Genomic DNA, 19,215 nt, shown 5'->3' with positions numbered 1-19,215 from the left:
GTCAGGCTATGAGTAGTATTCAACAAAACATTGAACAGATCACTTCACAAATTGAAAGTGCACAACAAAAGTGTGGACGCGCTCGAGAGAGAGTGCAACTTTTAGCGGTCAGTAAGACCAAACCTGTCGAGGCGATTCTAGAAGCAGCGCGCGCTGGGCAACGTTTATTTGGTGAAAACTATGTGCAAGAGGGCGCGGATAAAGTTCAATACTTCAATACCTTGCACCCCGAACTGGATTTAGAATGGCACTTTATCGGCCCAATTCAGTCCAATAAATCGCGCATTGTGGCCGAGAACTTTGCTTGGGTGCATACGGTGGATCGAAGTAAAATTGCCCAGCGTTTAAATGATCAACGCCCAGCAGGCATGCCACCACTACAGGTCTTGATTCAAGTCAACACCAGCGGCGAAAGCTCGAAATCGGGCATTGGTGAACACGAAATAGTTGAGTTGGCAGAGTTGATATCCGCGCTACCCAACCTCACGTTAAGAGGACTGATGTCTATTCCTGAGAATGTCCCCGATTACGCTGCACAACTTGCCGCATTTCAAAAACTGGCGAGCTTACAAGCGCAATTGTCTGAACGGTTTTCAGGGTTAGATACGCTCTCAATGGGCATGAGTGGCGACATGCAAGCGGCGATTGAAGCTGGTAGCACTATGGTGAGGATCGGCACCGCTATTTTTGGTGCGCGTGATTACGCTTAGCACTGGCTTATCTATCAACCACATAATAATCAATCAGCGACAAGCAATTAGAGGTCAGCAGATGCAGCAGAGAAACATCACTTTTATCGGTGCAGGCAATATGGCCAAAGCAATTATTGCAGGCTTAGTCGCCAGCGGTTATCCAGCTGATAGAATTACCGCGACCGCACCGTCAGAAACAAGACGCAAACCACTGGAAAGTGCTTATGGCATTCACACCACCAGCGATAATCTTGCCGCAGCGCAGCAAGCCGATGTGGTGGTACTGGCGGTCAAACCGCAGTTGATGGCCAGTGTCTGTCAACCTTTGCAATCCATTGATTTTAGAAATAAGTTGGTGATCTCCATTGCAGCAGGTGTTTCTGCGGCGCGCCTTAATGAGATGCTGGCAACCGAACTACAACTAGTACGCGCCATGCCCAATACACCTTCGCTGATCAATCGAGGCATGAGCGGTCTATTTGCCACTCCAAGCGTATCAGAGCAAGACAAACGCTTTACCGCACAATTGCTACAAGCCGTTGGTGAAGTGTGCTGGGTTGAAAACGAGTCCGCCATTAATGGCATCATCGCCGCCGCAGGCAGTGCGCCTGCCTACTTCTTTTTGTTTATGGAAGCGATGCAAAATGAAGCCATCGCTCAAGGCTTTGATAAAGAAACGGCCCGTTTGTTAGTACAACAAGCGGCGTTAGGCGCAGCCGAAATGGTGGTGGCAAACCCTGAGATTGAACTCTCGACATTGCGTGAACAAGTGACCTCCAAAGGCGGCACCACCGCCGAGGCGATTCGCACCTTTAACGAGCATCAACTTGCCAATATCGTTGCACAAGCGATGCAAGCGGCCGTAACTCGTGCACAAGAAATGGAAAAACTGTTTTAATCCTAGTGGCGTTTCACTAAGCTATAGCGCAAAAGCGCAAACGACACTCTACTCATATTAAGGGCTAGCTATGAATTCAATGAGTTTTTTGATCTCCACCCTGTTTGATCTGTACATCATGGTCGTAATTTTACGTATCTGGTTACAAGCAGCGCGTGCCGATTTCTATAACCCATTCTCCCAGTTTATCGTCAAAGCAACACAACCTGTGGTTGGCCCACTGCGCCGAGCGATTCCATCCATTGGCAGCCTAGATTTGGCCACGGTTCTCTTTGCGTACGTGCTGTGCGTATTGAAATTTATTGCCTTAATGCTGGTGGCATCAGGTGGTGCGGTTAGTTTTAGCGTCTACTTTTTATTCTTAGGCTTACTCTCGTTAGTCAAAGCCGCTGGCGGTTTACTGTTCTGGGTGCTGTTGATCCGCGCTATTCTTAGTTGGGTTAGCCAAGGCCGCAGCCCGATTGAATACGTATTTCATCAATTAACCGAGCCGATGCTTGCGCCGATCCGCCGTATCCTACCAGCGATGGGTGGTTTTGATTTAAGTGTATTGGTGCTGTTTATTGTGCTGCAGTTTGCTAACTTCCTAATGGGCGATTTTATTGGCCCAGTATGGTATCAGTTGTAATGTCATCTGCTGTTTGGCAAGAGGGAGAGGATCTAATCCTCAAACTCTACATCCAACCCAAAGCAAGCCGCGATAGTATCGTCGGCTTGCATGGTGAAGAGCTCAAAATTGCCATCACCGCACCGCCTGTTGATGGCAAAGCCAACGCGCATTTAACCAAATTCTTGGCTAAACAATTTAAAGTCGCCAAAGGTTTAATCGAGATAGAAAAAGGGGAATTGGGACGTCATAAACAAGTCCGAATTCATTCACCTCAAGTGATACCACAGCCGATTGAAGCCATCTTGTGATGGCTTTTTATTTAGCCCACTCTGTTTTGTAAGGAGCACCACATGCGTAAATGGATGATAGCGTTTGTTATAGCCTTTATTTCGCTACCCACACTCGCCGAGCAGTTTCAAACCATCAAGAATGTTGAAGTTCACTACTCAGCTTTCAACTCAACATTTTTAACGCCACAAGTGGCGCGCAGTTATCAGTTAAAACGTAATGGTTACTCGGCTATTTTAAACATCAGCGTATTAGATAACTCGGCCTTAGGTAAACCAGCTATGGAAGCGACACTCAAAGGCAATGCGAAAAACCTAATCGGTCAGGTACGTGAACTTGAATTTAAACAATTCAAAGAGGGCAACGCGATTTATTACCTCGCTGAATTCCCCATTACTAATGAAGAGAATTTGAGTTTTGACATTGAGGTTGATGCGGGCTTAAAAGGTACCGGTAAGCTTAAATTCACCCAAAAATTCTACGTCGAAGAATAGAGAAATAGTGCAATGAAAAAAATAGTATTAGCCACAGGAAACAAAGGCAAAGTGCGCGAAATGGCTGATCTGCTGGTTGATTTCGGTTTTGATGTGGTGGCGCAAACAGAATTAAACGTCCCAGAAGCCGAAGAGACTGGCACCACCTTTATTGAAAATGCGATCATCAAAGCACGACATGCTGCCAAAATCACTGGCTTACCTGCGATTGCCGATGACTCCGGCTTAGAAGTGGATTATCTGCAAGGTGCTCCGGGAATTTACTCGGCGCGCTACGCTGGTGAAAATGCCAGTGACCAACAAAACCTAGAAAAATTATTAGCGGCAATGGAAGGCGTACCAGACGAACAACGCACCGCTCGTTTTCATTGCGTGCTGGTTTTCATGCGTCACGAAAATGACCCAACACCATTGGTCTGCCATGGTACGTGGCAAGGTCGCATCTTGCACCAAGCTCACGGCTGTAACGGTTTTGGTTATGATCCGATCTTCTTTGTCCCTGAAAATAACTGCGCTTCAGCTGAACTGCTACCTGCACGTAAAAAGCAGCTTTCACATCGTGGCAAAGCGCTAAAAATGCTATTTAAAACCTTAAGCGAGCAAAATTCATAATGTTGCAACCACCCGCGCTGAGTTTGTACGTGCACATCCCGTGGTGTGTACAAAAATGCCCCTATTGTGATTTTAACTCTCACGCGCTAAAGCACGATATTCCTGAACGTGAATACATTGATGCGCTATTGGAGGATCTCGATACCGATATCGCCAAATACCGCCTTGTAGACCATCCTCGCCCATTGCATTCCATTTTTATTGGCGGTGGTACACCGAGTCTTTTTTCTGCTGAAGGTATTGCTCGCCTGCTGCAAGGCATTGAAGCGCGTATTGCGTTTAAGCCTGGGATTGAAATCACCATGGAAGCTAACCCGGGCACGGTAGAGGCTGACCGTTTTGTTGGATATCGACAAGCAGGGGTGACGCGCATCTCGATTGGTGTACAAAGTTTTGAGCCACAAAAACTGGCACGTTTAGGGCGAATTCATGGTCAGCAAGAAGCGGTTAATGCCGCTCAATTAGCTCATCAAATTGGCTTAAACAGCTTCAACTTAGATTTGATGCATGGCTTACCCGATCAAAACTGTGAACAAGCGCTGGCCGATTTAGACAAAGCGATTGCACTAAACCCACCTCATCTTTCTTGGTATCAACTGACCATTGAACCTAATACGGTTTTCTACTTTAAACCGCCTACTTTGCCAGATGATGACGCACTGTGGGATATTTTTGAGCTGGGTCACCAAAAATTGGCCGCCGCTGGGTACGTGCAGTATGAAATTTCTGGCTATAGCAAACCCGGCTATCAATGCCAACACAACTTAAATTACTGGCGCTTTGGTGATTATCTGGGGATTGGTTGTGGCGCGCATGGCAAGCTCAGCTTTAACGACGGGCGTATTGTACGCACCACTAAGGTGAAGCATCCGCGTGGCTATCTCAATTTACTCAAACCTTACTTGGATGACGAATTTGAAGTCGCCGCTGCGGATCGCCCTTTTGAATTCTTCATGAACCGCTTTCGCTTGATGGAACCTTGTCCGAAACAAGATTTTGTTGAAACAACGGGATTAAGTTTAAGCGTGATTCAGCCAACGATAGATTGGGCACTAGCCGAACACTATTTAACGCAAACCGAAAGTCACTGGCAAGTCACAGAAAAAGGAAAACTGTTTCTTAATGACTTGCTCGAAGCCTTTATGGCTGACGACTAAAAAGATAACCCCAACAGAGATTGGCTAATCTAATCGGTAGCCAATCTTTTGCCAAAAACACGGGCTGTCAGAAAATATTGAACTTAAAAGATAGAGCGACCAATACGCTCAGCCAAGAGTTCTAACATCTTAGTGCCCGCTAAAGAATTACCTGACGCATCAAGCTCTGGCGACCAAACCGCAATCGTCATCTCCCCAGGAACAACAGCAATAATACCGCCACCTACGCCCGATTTACCCGGCATGCCAACACGATAAGCGAACTCTCCTGCGCCATCATACAAACCGCAAGTCGCCAATAAGGCATTGATCTGCTTACTTTGTGTCGGCGTTACTATCGCTTCCTTGGTATGCACGGACACCCCTTTATTCGCCAGATAACTGAAGGTTTTCGCTAATTGAACACAGCTCATTTTAAGTGAACAAGCGTGAAAATAGTTGTGCAGCACCGGGATAACGTCATTATCGAAATTACCAAACGATCGCATCAAATAGGCGATGGCGGCATTGCGATCGCTGTGCATCATTTCTGAAGCCGCTACCACTTTGTCGTATACGATGCCCTCTTCACCCGACAACTGACGTACAAACTCCAGTAAGCGCTGCCGAGGGGCTGATAAACGGCTATGCAGCATATCCGCCACCACAATAGCTCCAGCATTGATAAAAGGGTTACGCGGAATACCCTGCTCCATTTCAAGCTGGATCATCGAATTAAACGCTTGGCCTGAAGGCTCTTTTCCGACACGAAGCCATAGCTCTTCTGGTTTATAAAGCATCATAGCAAGCGTTAAGCTCAAAGCTTTAGAGATGGATTGAATTGAGAATCCTTCCGTGGCATCTCCAGCCGAAATCACTTCACCTTGATTGGTGTAAACCGCGATCGCCAGCTTGTTATTCGGTACTTTAGCTAAAGCAGGAATGTAATCGGCGACTTTTCCTTTGCCGATCAGTGGGCGAACCTCACACAAAATATCAGCAAGTAGATTGGGTGTTAGCTTCATGGGTGACCTTACCTCGGGTGAGAAATGTTTTTCTCTATTTTTATAATGATTTTCGTAGGGCGCTAAGGCCGAAAAAGCCAACATTACAACAATGTTGGCTTTTCTTTAATCGCTAATTTTGTTGCAGCAATAAAAGTGAGTCGTTACGCGGTGCGTTTATATTTGATATCCCACACACCATGACCTAAACGGTGACCACGCGCTTCAAATTTAGTCAAAGGACGCTCTTCAGGACGAGGAATATAGTCACCTTCTGCGGCAATATTGGCAAAGCCCGGCGCTTGATTCATCACTTCAATCATATGCTCAGCGTAGTTTTCCCAGTCCGTCGCCATATGAAAGATACCCTCTTCCATTTTTAGTTTTTGACGCACCATTTCCGCAAATTCTAACTGCACAATACGGCGCTTGTGGTGACGTTTTTTGTGCCAAGGATCAGGGAAGAACAGTTGCAGTGTATGCAGGCTACCATCAGGGATCATGTGTTCAAACACTTCCACTGCATCATGGCACATCACGCGTAAATTAGTCACGCCAGCATCACGAGCGGCTGACAAACAGGCGCCAACACCTGGGCTATGCACTTCAATACCAAAGAAGTTTTTTTGCGGTGCATTTTTAGCCATTTCAACTAATGAAGCGCCCATACCAAAACCGATTTCTAAAACCACCGGGTTATCGTTACCAAAAACCGCCGCCCAATCGAGCAATTGTGGCTGGAAATCAATACCCATTGTTGGCCAACATTCATTCATTGCCGCTTCTTGGCCTTTGGTTAATCGACCCTCACGACGAACGAAACTACGGATTCGACGCAGTATTTTGCCTTCTTCGGTATATTCGTTGGTGGTTACTTCACTCATTGATCTTGCCTGCACATTGATTAATCAAAGCGGGGATTATCCAAAGAATTATTCTCGGTGCAAGTGTTATCGAAATAAACTTGTTGGATAAATCCACACAATTTGTCCGTTTTACAACGTCACATTTATGTGGTGCAATTTTGCTCCACTAAAACTATAAACCAAAGAGCCTGTCGTGACACCTTTCGCTAACGCCATTTTAAAATGGTATGACGCCTATGGGCGCAAACATTTGCCGTGGCAACAAAACAAAACGGCCTACAGCGTTTGGCTGTCGGAAATTATGCTCCAACAAACTCAAGTCGCCACGGTAATCCCTTATTTCGAACGCTTCATGCAACGTTTTCCAACCGTGATTGATTTGGCCAATGCAGAACAAGACGAGGTATTGCACCTATGGACTGGCCTTGGTTATTACGCACGTGCGCGCAATCTACACAAAGCAGCCAAAATAGTGGCCAGCGAATATGGCGGTGAGTTTCCCCTTGATATCGAACAGATGAATGCTCTACCGGGTATTGGCCGCTCAACCGCTGCGGCGGTGCTTTCTTCGGTTTATAAGCAGCCGCACGCCATTTTAGATGGTAACGTAAAGCGTACTTTAGCCCGCTGTTTTGCTGTCGAAGGCTGGCCGGGGCAAAAAAAGGTTGAAACTCAGTTGTGGCAACATGCCGAACAAAATACGCCAGCGCAAGATGTTGATAAATATAACCAAGCCATGATGGATATGGGGGCGATGGTCTGCACACGCAGCAAACCGAAATGCACGCTCTGCCCAGTTGAATCTTTTTGCATCGCCAATAAACAAAATAACCCACTCGATTATCCGGGCAAAAAACCAAAAACAGACAAACCAACCAAGCAAACTTGGTTTGTGATGCTACACCATAACCATCAAGTATGGTTAGAACAGCGCCCTCAAAGTGGAATTTGGGGTGGATTATTTTGCTTCCCTGAAAACCCCAATAGCGCCATCGAAGATCAACTTGATCACAGAGCCATCAAAGAGAGCGCTATCCGCTCTATTCGCCCACTTATCGCTTTTCGCCACACGTTTAGCCATTATCATCTAGAGATCACACCGATCTTGGTGGAGTTATCTCAACAACCGAACATCATCATGGATGCAAGCAAAGGTCTTTGGTATAACTTAGCCCAACCGGAACAAATCGGCTTAGCCGCTCCTGTAAAACAGTTGCTAGAAAGCCTTCCATTTGAAATTAACCCTTAAAACACCGAAGAGGAAGTGACCATGAGCCGCACTGTATTTTGTGCTCGACTAAATAAAGAAGCCGACGGTTTGGATTTTCAACTGTACCCAGGTGAATTGGGTAAACGTATTTTTGACAACATCTCAAAAGAGGCTTGGGCACAATGGCAGCATAAGCAAACCATGCTGATCAACGAGAAAAAACTCAATATGATGGACCCTGAACATCGTAAATTGCTGGAAACCGAAATGACCAACTTCCTATTTGAAGGAAAAGAGGTCCATATCGAAGGCTACACGCCACCAAGCAAATAAGAGATACCTTATTTATTTCGAGGATAATCAATGACATCATGGTAAACGCTCTGATGTCATTTTTGTATTGGGAAGATAATGAGAAAGCTGACTTACTTTTTTATTGCAATGCTACTGGCCGGTTGTAGCCGAGAATTAGTTGAACGCATATACAGCGTCGACTATGAGCCGACCAACCGTTTTGCCAAAAACTTAGCGCAATTACCCGGGCAATTTGTCAAAGATACCGCCGCCTTAGATGCACTGATCAGCAGTTTTTCTGGCAACATTGAGAAACGCTGGGGCAGTAAAGAGATCAAAGTCGCCGGTAAAAGCAACTATGTAAAATACATCGATAATTACCTGAGTCGTTCCGAAGTTAATTTCTCCACGGGAACCATTATTATCGAAACAGTTTCCCCAACTGACCCCAAAAAACATCTGCGCAATGCCATTATTACCACCTTGCTCACGCCTGATGATCCCGCACACGTTGACCTTTTCTCTTCACAAAATATCGAATTGAATGGTCAGCCATTTTTGTACAACCAAGTGCTTGATCAAGATAAACAACCGATCCAGTGGGGTTGGCGCGCGAATCGATTTGCTGATTATCTTATTGAAAATAAATTAAAAGTTAAGAACGTTGATTTCAAAAAAGCCTACTATGTGGAAATTCCTATGGTAGAGGATCATGCCTCTAAACGAGGTTATAAATACGCCGACATCGTGCACCGAGCCTCGAAAAAATATAACATTCCTGAAGATCTGATCTACGCGATCATAAAAACTGAAAGCAGCTTTAACCCCTACGCCGTAAGTTGGGCCAATGCGTATGGCTTGATGCAAGTGGTTCCTAAAACCGCAGGTCGAGATGTCTTTAAACTGGTCAAAAATAAATCTGGTGAGCCCAGTCCTGAATATCTGTTTGATCCCGAAAAAAATATTGATACGGGAACGGCCTATTTTTATATTCTGAAAAACCGCTACCTCAAAGAGGTCAGCCATCCAACGTCACTCGAATACAGTATGATTTCGGCCTACAACGGCGGCACAGGAGGAGTACTCAATACCTTTAGCAAAGATAGGAAACGAGCGATGAGGGACTTAAATTCACTGCAACCCAATCAAGTCTATTGGGCGCTGACCCAAAAACACCCTAATGCAGAATCGAGAAGGTACTTAGAAAAAGTAACAAAATTCAAAAAGGAATTTAACGCAGGTGGATAAAAAAGCGCAGCTTTGTCTAAATTCGCAGCAAACAAACCGTTTTTTAAAAAAATTTCCAAAAAGCAGTTGACGATTGAAGGGAAAATCCGTTTAATAGCGCTCCGTTGCCCGGATAGCTCAGTCGGTAGAGCAGAGGATTGAAAATCCTCGTGTCGGTGGTTCGATTCCGCCTCCGGGCACCACAAATTAAATTGTTGGTGCTTTTGTTAAAGTAGCAGCAAGCAATAAATAAAGTGCGCCGACTTAGCTCAGTAGGTAGAGCAACTGACTTGTAATCAGTAGGTCACCAGTTCGATTCCGGTAGTCGGCACCATTTATTGCCTCGATAGCTCAGTCGGTAGAGCAGAGGATTGAAAATCCTCGTGTCGGTGGTTCGATTCCGCCTCGAGGCACCATTATTTGGTGCGAAGTCTTAGACTTACACAGATAATTCCCCCTTAGTTCAGTCGGTAGAACGGCGGACTGTTAATCCGTATGTCGCAAGTTCAAGTCTTGCAGGGGGAGCCACTTTTAAAGCCAAGTCTAACGACTTGGCTTTTTTATTACCTGTCATATTTATCCAATCCCCTCACCTCTACAGCGATTACCTCTATAACGATTGAATTATGGGTCAGTCCATTTTCCGTCAAAAACTAAAACCAGTCTGGTGAGTTTGCTCCTTTAGTGTAACCAAGCGGATAAACGTGTGTTTTTCAACGCGCTTTTATTCGCTATTTGCCCCATTCAAAGCTCCTATTTTCTTTTCAACGCCTCTTTCCCTATCTAATCTGACACTAATTTTTAACGAAAATGGGCAAAAACGAGTCACTAAGTATAGAAAAACAACAAACGACATTTTTTTTGCATTTTACTGTTGACGTTAAATGCGAAAAACCTTTTAATACACCCCGTCGCCCGGATAGCTCAGTCGGTAGAGCAGAGGATTGAAAATCCTCGTGTCGGTGGTTCGATTCCGCCTCCGGGCACCACAGTTTCTAAATTGTTGGTGCCTAGCACAGACAATAAATTTAAAGATAAAAATGTGCCGACTTAGCTCAGTAGGTAGAGCAACTGACTTGTAATCAGTAGGTCACCAGTTCGACTCCGGTAGTCGGCACCATTCTTTAAAACCTGCTCCCCCTTAGTTCAGTCGGTAGAACGGCGGACTGTTAATCCGTATGTCGCAAGTTCAAGTCTTGCAGGGGGAGCCACTTTTCATCAGTGAGCACTGCTTATTGATTCGGCGCCGACTTAGCTCAGTAGGTAGAGCAACTGACTTGTAATCAGTAGGTCACCAGTTCGATTCCGGTAGTCGGCACCATTTATCTGCATAAGATAAGCAAACATTCTGTTCCCCCTTAGTTCAGTCGGTAGAACGGCGGACTGTTAATCCGTATGTCGCAAGTTCAAGTCTTGCAGGGGGAGCCACTTTCTAAAGCCAAGTTTTCAAACTTGGCTTTTTTTGTGTCTTGCGTATGCTCATAATAAAAAGAGCCAGTTTGCACCAGCTCAATCGATTGGAACGTTCGCGGTAATTCACGATAGCCGGTTACTTAAAACCCTTCTCTTTCTTAATCAAATCGTACGCATTTTGGATCTCTTGCGATTTTTCTTTCGCAACGTTCATCATCTCTGGTGGTAAGCCTTTGGCCATCAATTTATCTGGGTGATGCTCATTCATCAATTTGCGATAGGCACGTTTAATCTCTTTAGCATCCGCATCTTCACTCACGCCTAACACATCGTAAGCATCAGTGAGGCGTTCAGCTTGCGCGGCTTGTTGCCACTGCCCAGATTGCTGGTAGCCTTGCTGTTGGCCACCAAAATTTCCGCCTTGTTGAAAACGAAAGGCCGCTTCTTGCATACGCAAGCGTCTTTCCAGTTGATCAGATGAGAAACCTAAACTACGAGCGATTTTGTGCAGTACATTGCGCTCGCTAGGGTGAACATCCCCATCGGCAAACGCGGCTGATATTTGCAATTCGAGAAAAAATTGCAACAAGTCAAAGCGTCCACCCGTCGAAAGGCGCACACGCTCCAACACTTCCTCTAAAGGAAAACCACTCTCTTTCCCCTCACGAAACGCATCTTGAGCCGCTTTACGTTGCTCACCATGTAAGTTCATACGCTCCATCATGATGGTAGCTAGCTGGATCTCTTCTTTGGTGACTTGCCCTTTCGCTTTAGCAACATGGCCCATGACCGCGAAAGCGGCTTTAAAAAATTCGTCTTGTCGCTCGGTTTGGCTTGGCCCAGAACCAAATGAGCTAGTTTTAAACCCCGCTTGATTCAAACGACGAGCTTTATCAAATTGATGCCCGAGAAACAAACCAAAAAATGCGCCAAACGGTCCTCCAAATAAGAAGCCAAAAAAAGCGCCAAGAATTTTGCCAAAAATATGCATTATGTGCTCTCAATCTATGAATTTTTCAGGAGTAAAGCGGTCTGATAGTGCCGGGAGCTTCAATTTCCTTTATGATAAGAAACGTTTTATTTTACATTCGGCCATCCATCTTCCGAATCAATCAAGTTCAAACAGGATAGTACAACTCGATGTCATGTTTTTCCCGCACCTTGTTAGCCGCTTCAATTAGCGCAGCTCTTTTTGTGCCACAGACTCAAGCAGAAGCTATGTTAGACAATAGTGTGCAGGAAATGCCCGCTATAGATCAATGTTTGATCAACGAACCTGAAGCAGAAAACTCAAGTCAGCAACCGATTAATGTCGAGGCTGATACGCTAGAAGCCGTGAACGGTGAACGCGCAAACTACTCAGGCAATGTGGTCGTTGTTCAAGGTAAAAAACGCATTCTAGCGGATACCGTTACCCTGCATCAGAAAGATAATATTGTAGTTGCGCAAGGTAATGTCAACTTCAGTGACGGTGAAGTAAGGACCATTTCTGACAAAGCCACCAACAATCTTAATACGGATTTAATGACATTAGAGAACACAAAATATCAATTTTTGTGTGAACCCGGCCGTGGTGAAGCTGTGTATATTTCCAAAACGGGTAAGGCCGTTTATGAGATAGAAGATGGTTCGATTACCTCTTGCCCTGAAGGCAATAATGCATGGCGATTAAAAGCATCCAGCATTGATATTGACCAAAATGAAGAGCAAGCCACTTTTTATAATCCGCGCTTCGAGATTCAAAATATTCCGATTTTTTATCTGCCATTTCTTACGGTGCCGATTGGCGACACACGTAAAACGGGATTTTTATACCCTACCGTTTCTTACGGTTCTAGCGATGGTTTTGAAGCCCAAGTACCTATTTATTGGAACTTAGCGCCAAACTATGACCTAGAAACGACCTTTAAATACATGCAAGAACGCGGTACGCAATTAAACAGTGAATTCCGTTATCTGAATGATTTTGGTACAGGTAACATTAAATCTGAATATTTACCTGATGACCAAAAACATCCGGAAAAGGGCAGCCGCTGGGGCTTCCAATACCAACACAGTGGTATTTTCAACCAAGCTTGGAAGTTTGAAATTGACTACTCTCAAGTCAGTGACATTAGCTACTTTAGTGACTTAGACTCAGGTATCGGTAATCGAGAAGATGGTCAGCTTATCCAAGAAGGTAAAGCCACCTACCGGACCCACAATTGGGATTCATCGATACTGGTTCGCGACTTTCAGCTGCTTACAGAAGACAAAACTAGCACCAACCAACCCTATCGCTTGATGCCACAGATTGCGTTTAATTACTATGCACCCGAATTATTACCGTATTTGAACTTTGATATGGTAAGCCATCTGTCGCGTTTTGAAACCGATGCAAGAGGAAAACCTGCAGCAACCCGAGCGCACATTGAACCAGGCTTTACTATTCCTCTCAGTAACACCTGGGGCACTTGGACAACCGAAGCGCGAGTGCTTGGTACTTATTACCAACAAGATCTCAGCGGTGTTGACCTCAATTCGGATAACTATAAAGACCTAAAAGAGAGCGTTTCACGCATCATTCCGGAATTTAGAACTCATGCGGGATTAGTACTGGAAAGAGATACGGTTCTGCTTGATGATTATACGCAGACACTTGAGCCGCAGATTCAATACCTGTACGTACCGAGAGAAGATCAGCGCAATATCGGGCTGTACGATACAACGCTACTGCAAACCGATTATTATGGTTTATTCCGCAGCCGTAAATACAGTGGTGTCGATTATATTGCCCCAGCAAATCAGATCAGCTACGGTGCCTCTTCACGGTTTTTCGACGATCAGTATAAAGAACGTTTAAATATCTCTTTTGGCCAGATTTTTTACCTCAAAAAAGATCTCAAGAATTCCTCCCCTAATGAGGGAGATAATTCAGCCAACACTTCCAACTATTCGGCTTGGGCCGTCGAAATGGACTTCAACTATGATGATTTACTCTTCTACCATGGCGGGGTTCAGTACGACATAGACAGCAGTACGATGCAGCTCGCCAATAGTACTCTAGAGTACAGAGTGGGTTCTGGATACATTCAAACTAACTATCGTTACGTCACCAAAGAGTATATTGATAATACCGTTGGCGATACAATTACCAATATTAATGCCATTACCAAAGATGGCATTTCACAAGCCGGTTTACTGGCTGGGTATCAGATCTCCAAAAAGTGGAATGCTAGCGGGCAGTACTTCTACGATTTAACCACGGAAAAGAGCCTGGAGTGGCTGGCTAACCTAAGCTACACCTCAGATTGTTGGTATATTGGTTTTACTTATAGTAATCAACTGCGGAAATGGGATGGTGATTTTGTTACTGACCCTAATGCTACGCCACTCTACGAAAATAACTTTAGTTTGAACTTTGGTATTGTCGGTTTTGGCACCACGATTGGTGCAGGTTCCGGAACGACGGGCGTAGACAGCGCTGGAAATTCATTAAGTTATGGTCGTCCATTTTTCCTAAACAACTAATTTATCCGGCCTTTGCTTAAGCGTAAAGGCCCTTGCTCATTTTGATAGGACTACAAATGAAATTGTGGAAACACACACTGATTGGATTGATGGCAACATTAAGCCTAAACACCGCATACGCTACTCCTGTTGAGCTCGATCGCGTCGCCGTCATCGTCAATAGTGGCGTTATTTTACAGAGTGACCTTGATGGTGCATTAAAAACCTTGACCATTAATGCAAAGAAAAATGGTCAAACGCTACCAGAAGACACAGTGCTGCGTGAGCAAGTGGTTGAAAAATTGATTATTGATACCATTCAGCAACAAGAAGCACAACGCATTGGCGTTCGCATTGACGATAACCGACTCAGTGACGCGATCGCCGACATCGCGAAAAACAATAATCAAACCCTAGAACAGCTTAACGCTTCTGTTACTGCTGAAGGGCTGACTTATGCGGAATTTCGCGAACAAGTACGTAAAGAAATTGCAGCAAGTGAAGCGCGCAATGCTTTAGTTCGTCGCCGGATCAATATATTACCGGACGAAGTGGACAACTTAGCCAATATTCTTGCGCAAGAAACCAATGCAACGGTGCAATATAAAATCAGCCACATCCAACTGCGTGTTGACGACACTCAAGATAAGGCCGCAGTAGAACAGCAAGCCAAAACCTTAGTCGAAAAACTCAACCAAGGAGCGGATTTCAGCACCATGGCTTATACCTATTCAAAAGGTCCGAAAGCGCTGCAAGGTGGTGATTGGGGCTGGATGCGCAAAGAAGAAATGCCGACAATTTTTGCCGACCAAATCAAAATGCAAAACAAAGGCTCTATTATTGGGCCATTTCGCAGTGGCGTCGGTTTCCACATTCTTAAAATTGATGACGTCAAAGGATTAGAAACCGTCGCGGTCACGGAAGTTAATGCACGCCATATTTTAATCAAACCCACGGTTATTTTAAGCGATGACGGCGTACAAAAAGAGCTACATGACTTCATTCGTCGCATTAAGGCAGGTGAAGCGACCTTTGGTGAATTGGCGCAGCAATACAGCCAAGATCCCGGCTCTGCGGCGCAAAATGGCGAATTGGGTTATCAAACACCGGATCTGTACGTGCCGGAGTTTCAGCATCAAATCGAAACATTATCGGTTGGACAAATCAGCGAACCTTTTAAAACCGTTCATGGTTGGCATATTGTCGAAGTGCTTGATCGCCGTGAAGTCGACCGCACCGACTCTGCACTGAAAAACAAAGCCTATCGCATTCTTTTTAATCGAAAATTCAATGAAGAAGCCAGCGCATGGCTACAAGAAATGCGTGCCAGTGCCTTTGTCGAAATTATACAGGACAACCAAGATGACAATTAAACGCATCGTGGTTACCGCTGGCGAGCCCGCGGGTATTGGCCCAGATTTGGTGCTGGCCTTATCAAAAGAAGATTGGGCACATCAACTGGTGGTATGCGCGGACAAAAGCTTGCTTGCAGAGCGCGCTAAAGAGCTCAATATTGACGTTATATTGGAAGACTACTCAGTCACCTCTGCACCAAAACCACAGCAAGCGGGACGGTTAGTAGTGGATCATATTCCCCTCGGCGCACCGGTGATAACGGGGAAACTGAATGAAGCCAATGGACATTATGTATTAAATACATTAGAAAGAGCCGCTTTAGGCTGTATGAATGATGAATTTGATGCTATTGTCACCGGCCCTGTGCACAAGGGGGTGATCAACCGAGCTGGCGTTGCATTTAGCGGCCACACTGAATTCTTTGCAGAAAAGTCTAATACTCCACTGGTGGTTATGATGCTCGCAACAGAAGGGTTGAGAGTCGCGCTAGTGACAACACATATTCCACTGGCTTATGTATCAAAGGCAGTAACGGTCGAGCGGTTAGAAAAAATCATCACTATTTTGCATAAAGATTTGGTGGAAAAATTTGCCATTGCTCAACCCAAAATTTATGTGTGTGGTTTAAACCCACACGCGGGAGAAGATGGCTGTCTGGGCCGTGAAGAGATAGAAACCATCACTCCAACGCTAGAAAAAATTCGTCAGCAAGATGGCATTAATTTGATTGGCCCACTACCAGCCGACACCATCTTCAATGACAAATACTTGCAAGATGCCGATGCTGTTTTAGGCATGTATCACGACCAAGTCCTGCCCGTATTAAAGTACAAAGGCTTTGGTCGTTCAGTAAATATTACTCTTGGTCTACCCTTTATAAGAACATCGGTCGATCATGGCACCGCACTCGAATTGGCAGGGAAAGGGCTTGCGGATACAGGGAGCTTTAGAACAGCACTCGCCTACGCGATTGACTTGGTAGAAAAGAAACCTAATTAATTTCGAGAAAACTATGAGAAATGATGTCCACTTAGGGCACAAAGCGCGTAAACGTTTTGGTCAAAACTTCCTAAACGATCCATACATTATTGATGGCATCGTCTCTGCGATTAACCCTCGTCCGGGACAAAATTTGGTTGAGATCGGCCCCGGTCTTGGAGCTATAACTGAGCCAGTCGGCCGCGAAGTGGATAAATTCACTGTTATTGAGCTAGACCGTGACTTAGCTGAACGCCTACGCAACCACCCAGAATTATCGAGTAAATTGACGATTCACGAAGGTGATGCGATGCGTTTTGACTTCACGCAGTTGGTGAAACCGAATAATAAACTGCGCATTTTCGGCAACTTGCCATACAACATTTCAACGCCATTAATGTTCCACTTATTTGAATTTCATAAAGATATTCAAGATATGCACTTCATGTTGCAAAAAGAAGTGGTCAATCGTTTAGCTGCCGGTCCCGGCAGTAAAGCTTACGGGCGCTTAACGGTTATGACGCAGTATTTCTGCAAAGTGGTTCCTGTGTTAGAAGTTCCGCCAACGGCTTTTGTGCCGCCACCGAAAGTTGATTCAGCCGTGGTGCGTTTGGTGCCTTATGAAGTACTGCCGCATCCAACGACAAACATGAAATGGTTAGAGCGTGTCTGCCGAGATGGTTTTAACCAACGTCGTAAAACCGTACGCAACTGCTACAAAGGTTTGATTGAAGTGGAAACGCTAGAAGAACTTGGGGTCAACCCTGGCATGCGCCCGGAAAACCTAACACTTGAACAGTTTGTTGCTATGGCAAACTGGTTAGACGCTCATCACGCCTAATAACGATTGAGCGATAAACGGCCAATGTCTATCGCTCATCTATAAAAACAAGGAGTTAACATGGATATCTCTGAACCTTGTATCAAAATCCAAGTCCATACCCAGTATCTCCCCGAGCAGTCCAATCCCGATTTACACCGCTATATCTTTGCCTATGTGATCACCATCCGTAACCTCAGCAACCAGCAGGTACAGCTGATGAGCCGCCGTTGGCTAATTACCGATGCGAATGGCAAACAGATGTCTGTGGAAGGTGATGGCGTGGTCGGGGAACAACCGATTATCTTGCCCAATGATGAGTACCGCTATAACAGTGGTACGGCGTTAGAAACGCCAGTCGGTGTTATGCAAGGTCATTACATTATGTTAGATGAAGCGGACGCTGAATTTATTGTTGAAATTGAGCCTTTTCGTCTCGCTATTCCTAATGTTTTAAATTAAAAGAGGTAGCCGTGGCGAACTATATTGTCGGCGACATTCAAGGCTGTTTTGATGAACTACAGTGTTTATTGGCTCAAGTGCAATTCCAACCACAACAAGACACACTGTGGGTAGCTGGCGACTTAGTTGCAAGAGGCCCTAAATCTCTAGAAACGCTACGTTTTATCAAACAATTGGGTAGTGCGGCACGTATCGTTCTAGGCAATCACGATCTTCACCTACTGGCCGTCTCGCTGGGCATCCACCCATGTAAACCTCGTGATAAAACCTTACCCATATTACAAGCGAACGATGCAACAGAGCTGCTCACTTGGTTGCGCCATCAACCGCTCCTCGCTGAACATGCTGACTTTGTTATGTGCCATGCGGGGATTTCTCCTCTGTGGGATCTTGAAACTGCACGTCAAGCAGCAAAAGAAGTCGAAAGTATTTTGCAAAGTGATCGTTGGCGTTGGCTTATCGAGCAAATGTACAGCAACACACCTGATATGTGGAGCTCGAAGCTAGAAGGGATTGATCGCTATCGCTATACCATCAATGCCTATACTCGGATGCGTTTTTGCTTTGCTGATGGGCGTCTTGATATGGCGTGCAAACTTCCCCCTCAAGAAATAAAAGATGAAGAATTGTTACCGTGGTTTGCCCTACCCAAACGCCTTAAACTCGATAAAACAGTCCTATTTGGCCACTGGGCTGCGTTAGAAGGTTACCGCAGCGACGAAGTGATAGGGCTTGATACTGGCTGTGTGTGGGGAGGATGTTTGACCATGCTACGCTGGGAAGATAAACACTACTTCACTCAACCAGCGTTAACCCATAAAGGCTAACCAATAAAAAGATCCGGATCGTTGCTTAATATCGATCCGAAATCCTCTAGTGCTTATCAAAAACCACAAACTGCATGTTGTGAGCATTTTTATCATCCGCTTGATACATTTCACGATGAACTTCTTGCCACTCACTCCCCCACTCGGGAAATTGCGTATCTCCCTCAATATTTAAGTCAATAAAGGTGAGGTATAGTTTATTGGCCTGTGACATACAGGCTTGATAGATAGAGCCGCCACCAATGATCATCACTTCATCCACATGACCCGCAACCTCAATGGCTTCTTCAATCGAAGAGACAATACTCACCCCTTCAATTGCCAATGAAGCATCACGACTGATCACGATATTATGGCGACCAGGTAACGGGCGACCAATAGACTCATAAGTTTTTCGCCCCATGATCACTGGTTTGCCCAACGTACAGCGTTTAAACCATGCAAAATCTGCCGGTAAATGCCATGGCATTTGATTGTCTTTACCAATAATCCGATTGTCTGCCATCGCGGCAATCATGCTGATGATCATAAATAAGATC

At 45.2% G+C, this 19,215-nt stretch carries 20 protein-coding genes and 9 tRNA genes; 25 read left to right on the top strand and 4 right to left on the bottom strand.

Annotation, left to right across the window (positions count from 1 at the left end):
• Window positions 1–8 precede the first annotated feature (8 nt).
• From NB504_RS08195 to hemW, 7 genes are all read left to right on the top strand, one after another.
• A complete protein-coding gene (locus tag NB504_RS08195; protein WP_017048292.1) occupies window positions 9–710 on the top strand; it encodes a YggS family pyridoxal phosphate-dependent enzyme in 702 nt (233 codons plus the stop codon).
• Window positions 711–771: 61 nt separating this feature from the next.
• The gene (gene proC, locus NB504_RS08190; protein ID WP_064624328.1) at window positions 772–1,590 is read left to right on the top strand and encodes a pyrroline-5-carboxylate reductase; all 819 of its coding nucleotides are present in this window, start codon (window positions 772–774) and stop codon (window positions 1,588–1,590) included.
• 70 nt (window positions 1,591–1,660) lie between these two features.
• Window positions 1,661–2,218 carry a YggT family protein gene (locus NB504_RS08185; RefSeq protein ID WP_010320643.1) on the top strand — a complete coding sequence of 186 codons (558 nt, stop codon included), beginning with the start codon at window positions 1,661–1,663 and terminating at the stop codon, window positions 2,216–2,218.
• Window positions 2,218–2,508, top strand: a complete 291-nt coding sequence (gene yggU, locus NB504_RS08180) for a DUF167 family protein YggU (protein ID WP_026028229.1) — start codon at window positions 2,218–2,220, stop codon at window positions 2,506–2,508. The genes NB504_RS08185 and yggU overlap by 1 nt, the downstream gene beginning before the upstream one ends.
• A 42-nt stretch (window positions 2,509–2,550) precedes the next feature.
• Window positions 2,551–2,982, top strand: coding sequence for a DUF4426 domain-containing protein (locus tag NB504_RS08175; RefSeq protein ID WP_013857823.1), 432 nt, complete (start codon window positions 2,551–2,553; stop codon window positions 2,980–2,982).
• 12 nt (window positions 2,983–2,994) lie between these two features.
• Window positions 2,995–3,594 (top strand): XTP/dITP diphosphatase, encoded by a 600-nt coding sequence (locus NB504_RS08170; RefSeq protein WP_258428622.1) that lies wholly within the window; start codon window positions 2,995–2,997, stop codon window positions 3,592–3,594.
• Window positions 3,594–4,751 (top strand): radical SAM family heme chaperone HemW, encoded by a 1,158-nt coding sequence (gene hemW / locus NB504_RS08165; RefSeq protein ID WP_170907929.1) that lies wholly within the window; start codon window positions 3,594–3,596, stop codon window positions 4,749–4,751. Before NB504_RS08170 ends, hemW begins: the two co-directional genes overlap by 1 nt.
• Before the next feature lie 83 nt (window positions 4,752–4,834).
• Here hemW and glsB read toward each other — a convergent pair whose 3' ends face one another.
• A complete protein-coding gene (glsB, locus tag NB504_RS08160) occupies window positions 4,835–5,755 on the bottom strand; it encodes a glutaminase B (RefSeq protein ID WP_026028230.1) in 921 nt (306 codons plus the stop codon).
• A gap of 143 nt (window positions 5,756–5,898) precedes the next feature.
• Window positions 5,899–6,618: a tRNA (guanosine(46)-N7)-methyltransferase TrmB gene (gene trmB, locus NB504_RS08155; RefSeq protein ID WP_026027213.1), complete on the bottom strand. Its 720-nt coding sequence runs from the start codon at window positions 6,616–6,618 to the stop codon at window positions 5,899–5,901.
• A 175-nt stretch (window positions 6,619–6,793) separates the two neighbouring features.
• Here trmB and mutY point away from each other — a divergent pair, with 175 nt between their 5' ends.
• The 12 genes from mutY to NB504_RS08095 all read left to right on the top strand — a co-directional run bounded on the left by mutY (window position 6,794) and on the right by NB504_RS08095 (window position 10,759).
• Entirely contained in the window at window positions 6,794–7,849 is a 1,056-nt protein-coding gene (gene mutY / locus NB504_RS08150) for an A/G-specific adenine glycosylase (protein ID WP_258428621.1), read from the top strand.
• A gap of 21 nt (window positions 7,850–7,870) precedes the next feature.
• Window positions 7,871–8,143 carry an oxidative damage protection protein gene (locus tag NB504_RS08145; protein WP_010320634.1) on the top strand — a complete coding sequence of 91 codons (273 nt, stop codon included), beginning with the start codon at window positions 7,871–7,873 and terminating at the stop codon, window positions 8,141–8,143.
• Window positions 8,144–8,221: 78 nt separating this feature from the next.
• Window positions 8,222–9,352 (top strand): membrane-bound lytic murein transglycosylase MltC, encoded by a 1,131-nt coding sequence (gene mltC / locus NB504_RS08140; RefSeq protein WP_258428620.1) that lies wholly within the window; start codon window positions 8,222–8,224, stop codon window positions 9,350–9,352.
• 106 nt (window positions 9,353–9,458) lie between these two features.
• Window positions 9,459–9,534, top strand: a tRNA-Phe gene (locus NB504_RS08135).
• Window positions 9,535–9,589: 55 nt separating this feature from the next.
• Window positions 9,590–9,665 (top strand) — tRNA-Thr (locus NB504_RS08130).
• A gap of 6 nt (window positions 9,666–9,671) precedes the next feature.
• Window positions 9,672–9,747 (top strand) — tRNA-Phe (locus NB504_RS08125).
• A gap of 36 nt (window positions 9,748–9,783) precedes the next feature.
• A tRNA-Asn gene (locus tag NB504_RS08120) sits at window positions 9,784–9,859 on the top strand.
• A 385-nt stretch (window positions 9,860–10,244) separates the two neighbouring features.
• A tRNA-Phe gene (locus NB504_RS08115) sits at window positions 10,245–10,320 on the top strand.
• A gap of 55 nt (window positions 10,321–10,375) precedes the next feature.
• Window positions 10,376–10,451, top strand: a tRNA-Thr gene (locus NB504_RS08110).
• A gap of 15 nt (window positions 10,452–10,466) precedes the next feature.
• Window positions 10,467–10,542: transfer RNA gene (locus tag NB504_RS08105), tRNA-Asn, on the top strand.
• A gap of 34 nt (window positions 10,543–10,576) precedes the next feature.
• Window positions 10,577–10,652: transfer RNA gene (locus tag NB504_RS08100), tRNA-Thr, on the top strand.
• Between the two features lie 31 nt (window positions 10,653–10,683).
• Window positions 10,684–10,759, top strand: a tRNA-Asn gene (locus tag NB504_RS08095).
• A 121-nt stretch (window positions 10,760–10,880) separates the two neighbouring features.
• Here NB504_RS08095 and djlA read toward each other — a convergent pair.
• The gene (gene djlA / locus NB504_RS08090) at window positions 10,881–11,735 is read right to left on the bottom strand and encodes a co-chaperone DjlA (protein WP_017050643.1); all 855 of its coding nucleotides are present in this window, start codon (window positions 11,733–11,735) and stop codon (window positions 10,881–10,883) included.
• A 149-nt stretch (window positions 11,736–11,884) separates the two neighbouring features.
• On the opposite strand from djlA, the gene lptD reads away from it, so the two are divergent.
• From lptD to apaH, 6 genes are read left to right on the top strand one after another with little or no spacing between them, the layout of a single operon-like run.
• On the top strand, window positions 11,885–14,254 hold the full coding sequence (gene lptD, locus NB504_RS08085) for an LPS assembly protein LptD (RefSeq protein ID WP_258428619.1): 2,370 nt from the start codon (window positions 11,885–11,887) through the stop codon (window positions 14,252–14,254).
• 56 nt (window positions 14,255–14,310) lie between these two features.
• Window positions 14,311–15,606 (top strand): peptidylprolyl isomerase SurA, encoded by a 1,296-nt coding sequence (gene surA, locus NB504_RS08080; RefSeq protein WP_258428618.1) that lies wholly within the window; start codon window positions 14,311–14,313, stop codon window positions 15,604–15,606.
• Entirely contained in the window at window positions 15,596–16,588 is a 993-nt protein-coding gene (gene pdxA / locus NB504_RS08075; protein ID WP_017050645.1) for a 4-hydroxythreonine-4-phosphate dehydrogenase PdxA, read from the top strand. The genes surA and pdxA overlap by 11 nt, the downstream gene beginning before the upstream one ends.
• A 13-nt stretch (window positions 16,589–16,601) precedes the next feature.
• Complete coding sequence (rsmA, locus tag NB504_RS08070; RefSeq protein ID WP_013857835.1) at window positions 16,602–17,408, top strand: 16S rRNA (adenine(1518)-N(6)/adenine(1519)-N(6))-dimethyltransferase RsmA; 807 nt, start codon at window positions 16,602–16,604, stop codon at window positions 17,406–17,408.
• Between the two features lie 60 nt (window positions 17,409–17,468).
• Window positions 17,469–17,849 (top strand): Co2+/Mg2+ efflux protein ApaG, encoded by a 381-nt coding sequence (gene apaG, locus NB504_RS08065; protein ID WP_013857836.1) that lies wholly within the window; start codon window positions 17,469–17,471, stop codon window positions 17,847–17,849.
• An 11-nt stretch (window positions 17,850–17,860) separates the two neighbouring features.
• Entirely contained in the window at window positions 17,861–18,676 is an 816-nt protein-coding gene (gene apaH, locus NB504_RS08060; protein WP_094149204.1) for a bis(5'-nucleosyl)-tetraphosphatase (symmetrical) ApaH, read from the top strand.
• A gap of 46 nt (window positions 18,677–18,722) precedes the next feature.
• Here apaH and folA read toward each other — a convergent pair whose 3' ends face one another.
• Complete coding sequence (gene folA / locus NB504_RS08055) at window positions 18,723–19,205, bottom strand: type 3 dihydrofolate reductase (protein ID WP_258428617.1); 483 nt, start codon at window positions 19,203–19,205, stop codon at window positions 18,723–18,725.
• Between the last annotated feature and the right edge of the window lie 10 nt (window positions 19,206–19,215).

The organism is Vibrio sp. RM-69-4 (genome assembly GCF_024743775.1).
GTDB lineage: Bacteria > Pseudomonadota > Gammaproteobacteria > Enterobacterales > Vibrionaceae > Vibrio > Vibrio anguillarum.
This window is presented reverse-complemented; position numbering and strand designations above follow the sequence as displayed.

Coding starts and splice junctions, on each gene's coding strand:
- NB504_RS08195 (WP_017048292.1), top strand. CDS start 9: ATGAGTAGTATTCAACAAAACATTGAACAGATCACTTCACAAATTGAA.
- proC (WP_064624328.1), top strand. CDS start 772: ATGCAGCAGAGAAACATCACTTTTATCGGTGCAGGCAATATGGCCAAA.
- NB504_RS08185 (WP_010320643.1), top strand. CDS start 1,661: ATGAATTCAATGAGTTTTTTGATCTCCACCCTGTTTGATCTGTACATC.
- yggU (WP_026028229.1), top strand. CDS start 2,218: ATGTCATCTGCTGTTTGGCAAGAGGGAGAGGATCTAATCCTCAAACTC.
- NB504_RS08175 (WP_013857823.1), top strand. CDS start 2,551: ATGCGTAAATGGATGATAGCGTTTGTTATAGCCTTTATTTCGCTACCC.
- NB504_RS08170 (WP_258428622.1), top strand. CDS start 2,995: ATGAAAAAAATAGTATTAGCCACAGGAAACAAAGGCAAAGTGCGCGAA.
- hemW (WP_170907929.1), top strand. CDS start 3,594: ATGTTGCAACCACCCGCGCTGAGTTTGTACGTGCACATCCCGTGGTGT.
- glsB (WP_026028230.1), bottom strand. CDS start 5,755: ATGAAGCTAACACCCAATCTACTTGCTGATATTTTGTGTGAGGTTCGC.
- trmB (WP_026027213.1), bottom strand. CDS start 6,618: ATGAGTGAAGTAACCACCAACGAATATACCGAAGAAGGCAAAATACTG.
- NB504_RS08145 (WP_010320634.1), top strand. CDS start 7,871: ATGAGCCGCACTGTATTTTGTGCTCGACTAAATAAAGAAGCCGACGGT.
- mltC (WP_258428620.1), top strand. CDS start 8,222: ATGAGAAAGCTGACTTACTTTTTTATTGCAATGCTACTGGCCGGTTGT.
- djlA (WP_017050643.1), bottom strand. CDS start 11,735: ATGCATATTTTTGGCAAAATTCTTGGCGCTTTTTTTGGCTTCTTATTT.
- lptD (WP_258428619.1), top strand. CDS start 11,885: ATGTCATGTTTTTCCCGCACCTTGTTAGCCGCTTCAATTAGCGCAGCT.
- surA (WP_258428618.1), top strand. CDS start 14,311: ATGAAATTGTGGAAACACACACTGATTGGATTGATGGCAACATTAAGC.
- pdxA (WP_017050645.1), top strand. CDS start 15,596: ATGACAATTAAACGCATCGTGGTTACCGCTGGCGAGCCCGCGGGTATT.
- rsmA (WP_013857835.1), top strand. CDS start 16,602: ATGAGAAATGATGTCCACTTAGGGCACAAAGCGCGTAAACGTTTTGGT.
- apaG (WP_013857836.1), top strand. CDS start 17,469: ATGGATATCTCTGAACCTTGTATCAAAATCCAAGTCCATACCCAGTAT.
- folA (WP_258428617.1), bottom strand. CDS start 19,205: ATGATCATCAGCATGATTGCCGCGATGGCAGACAATCGGATTATTGGT.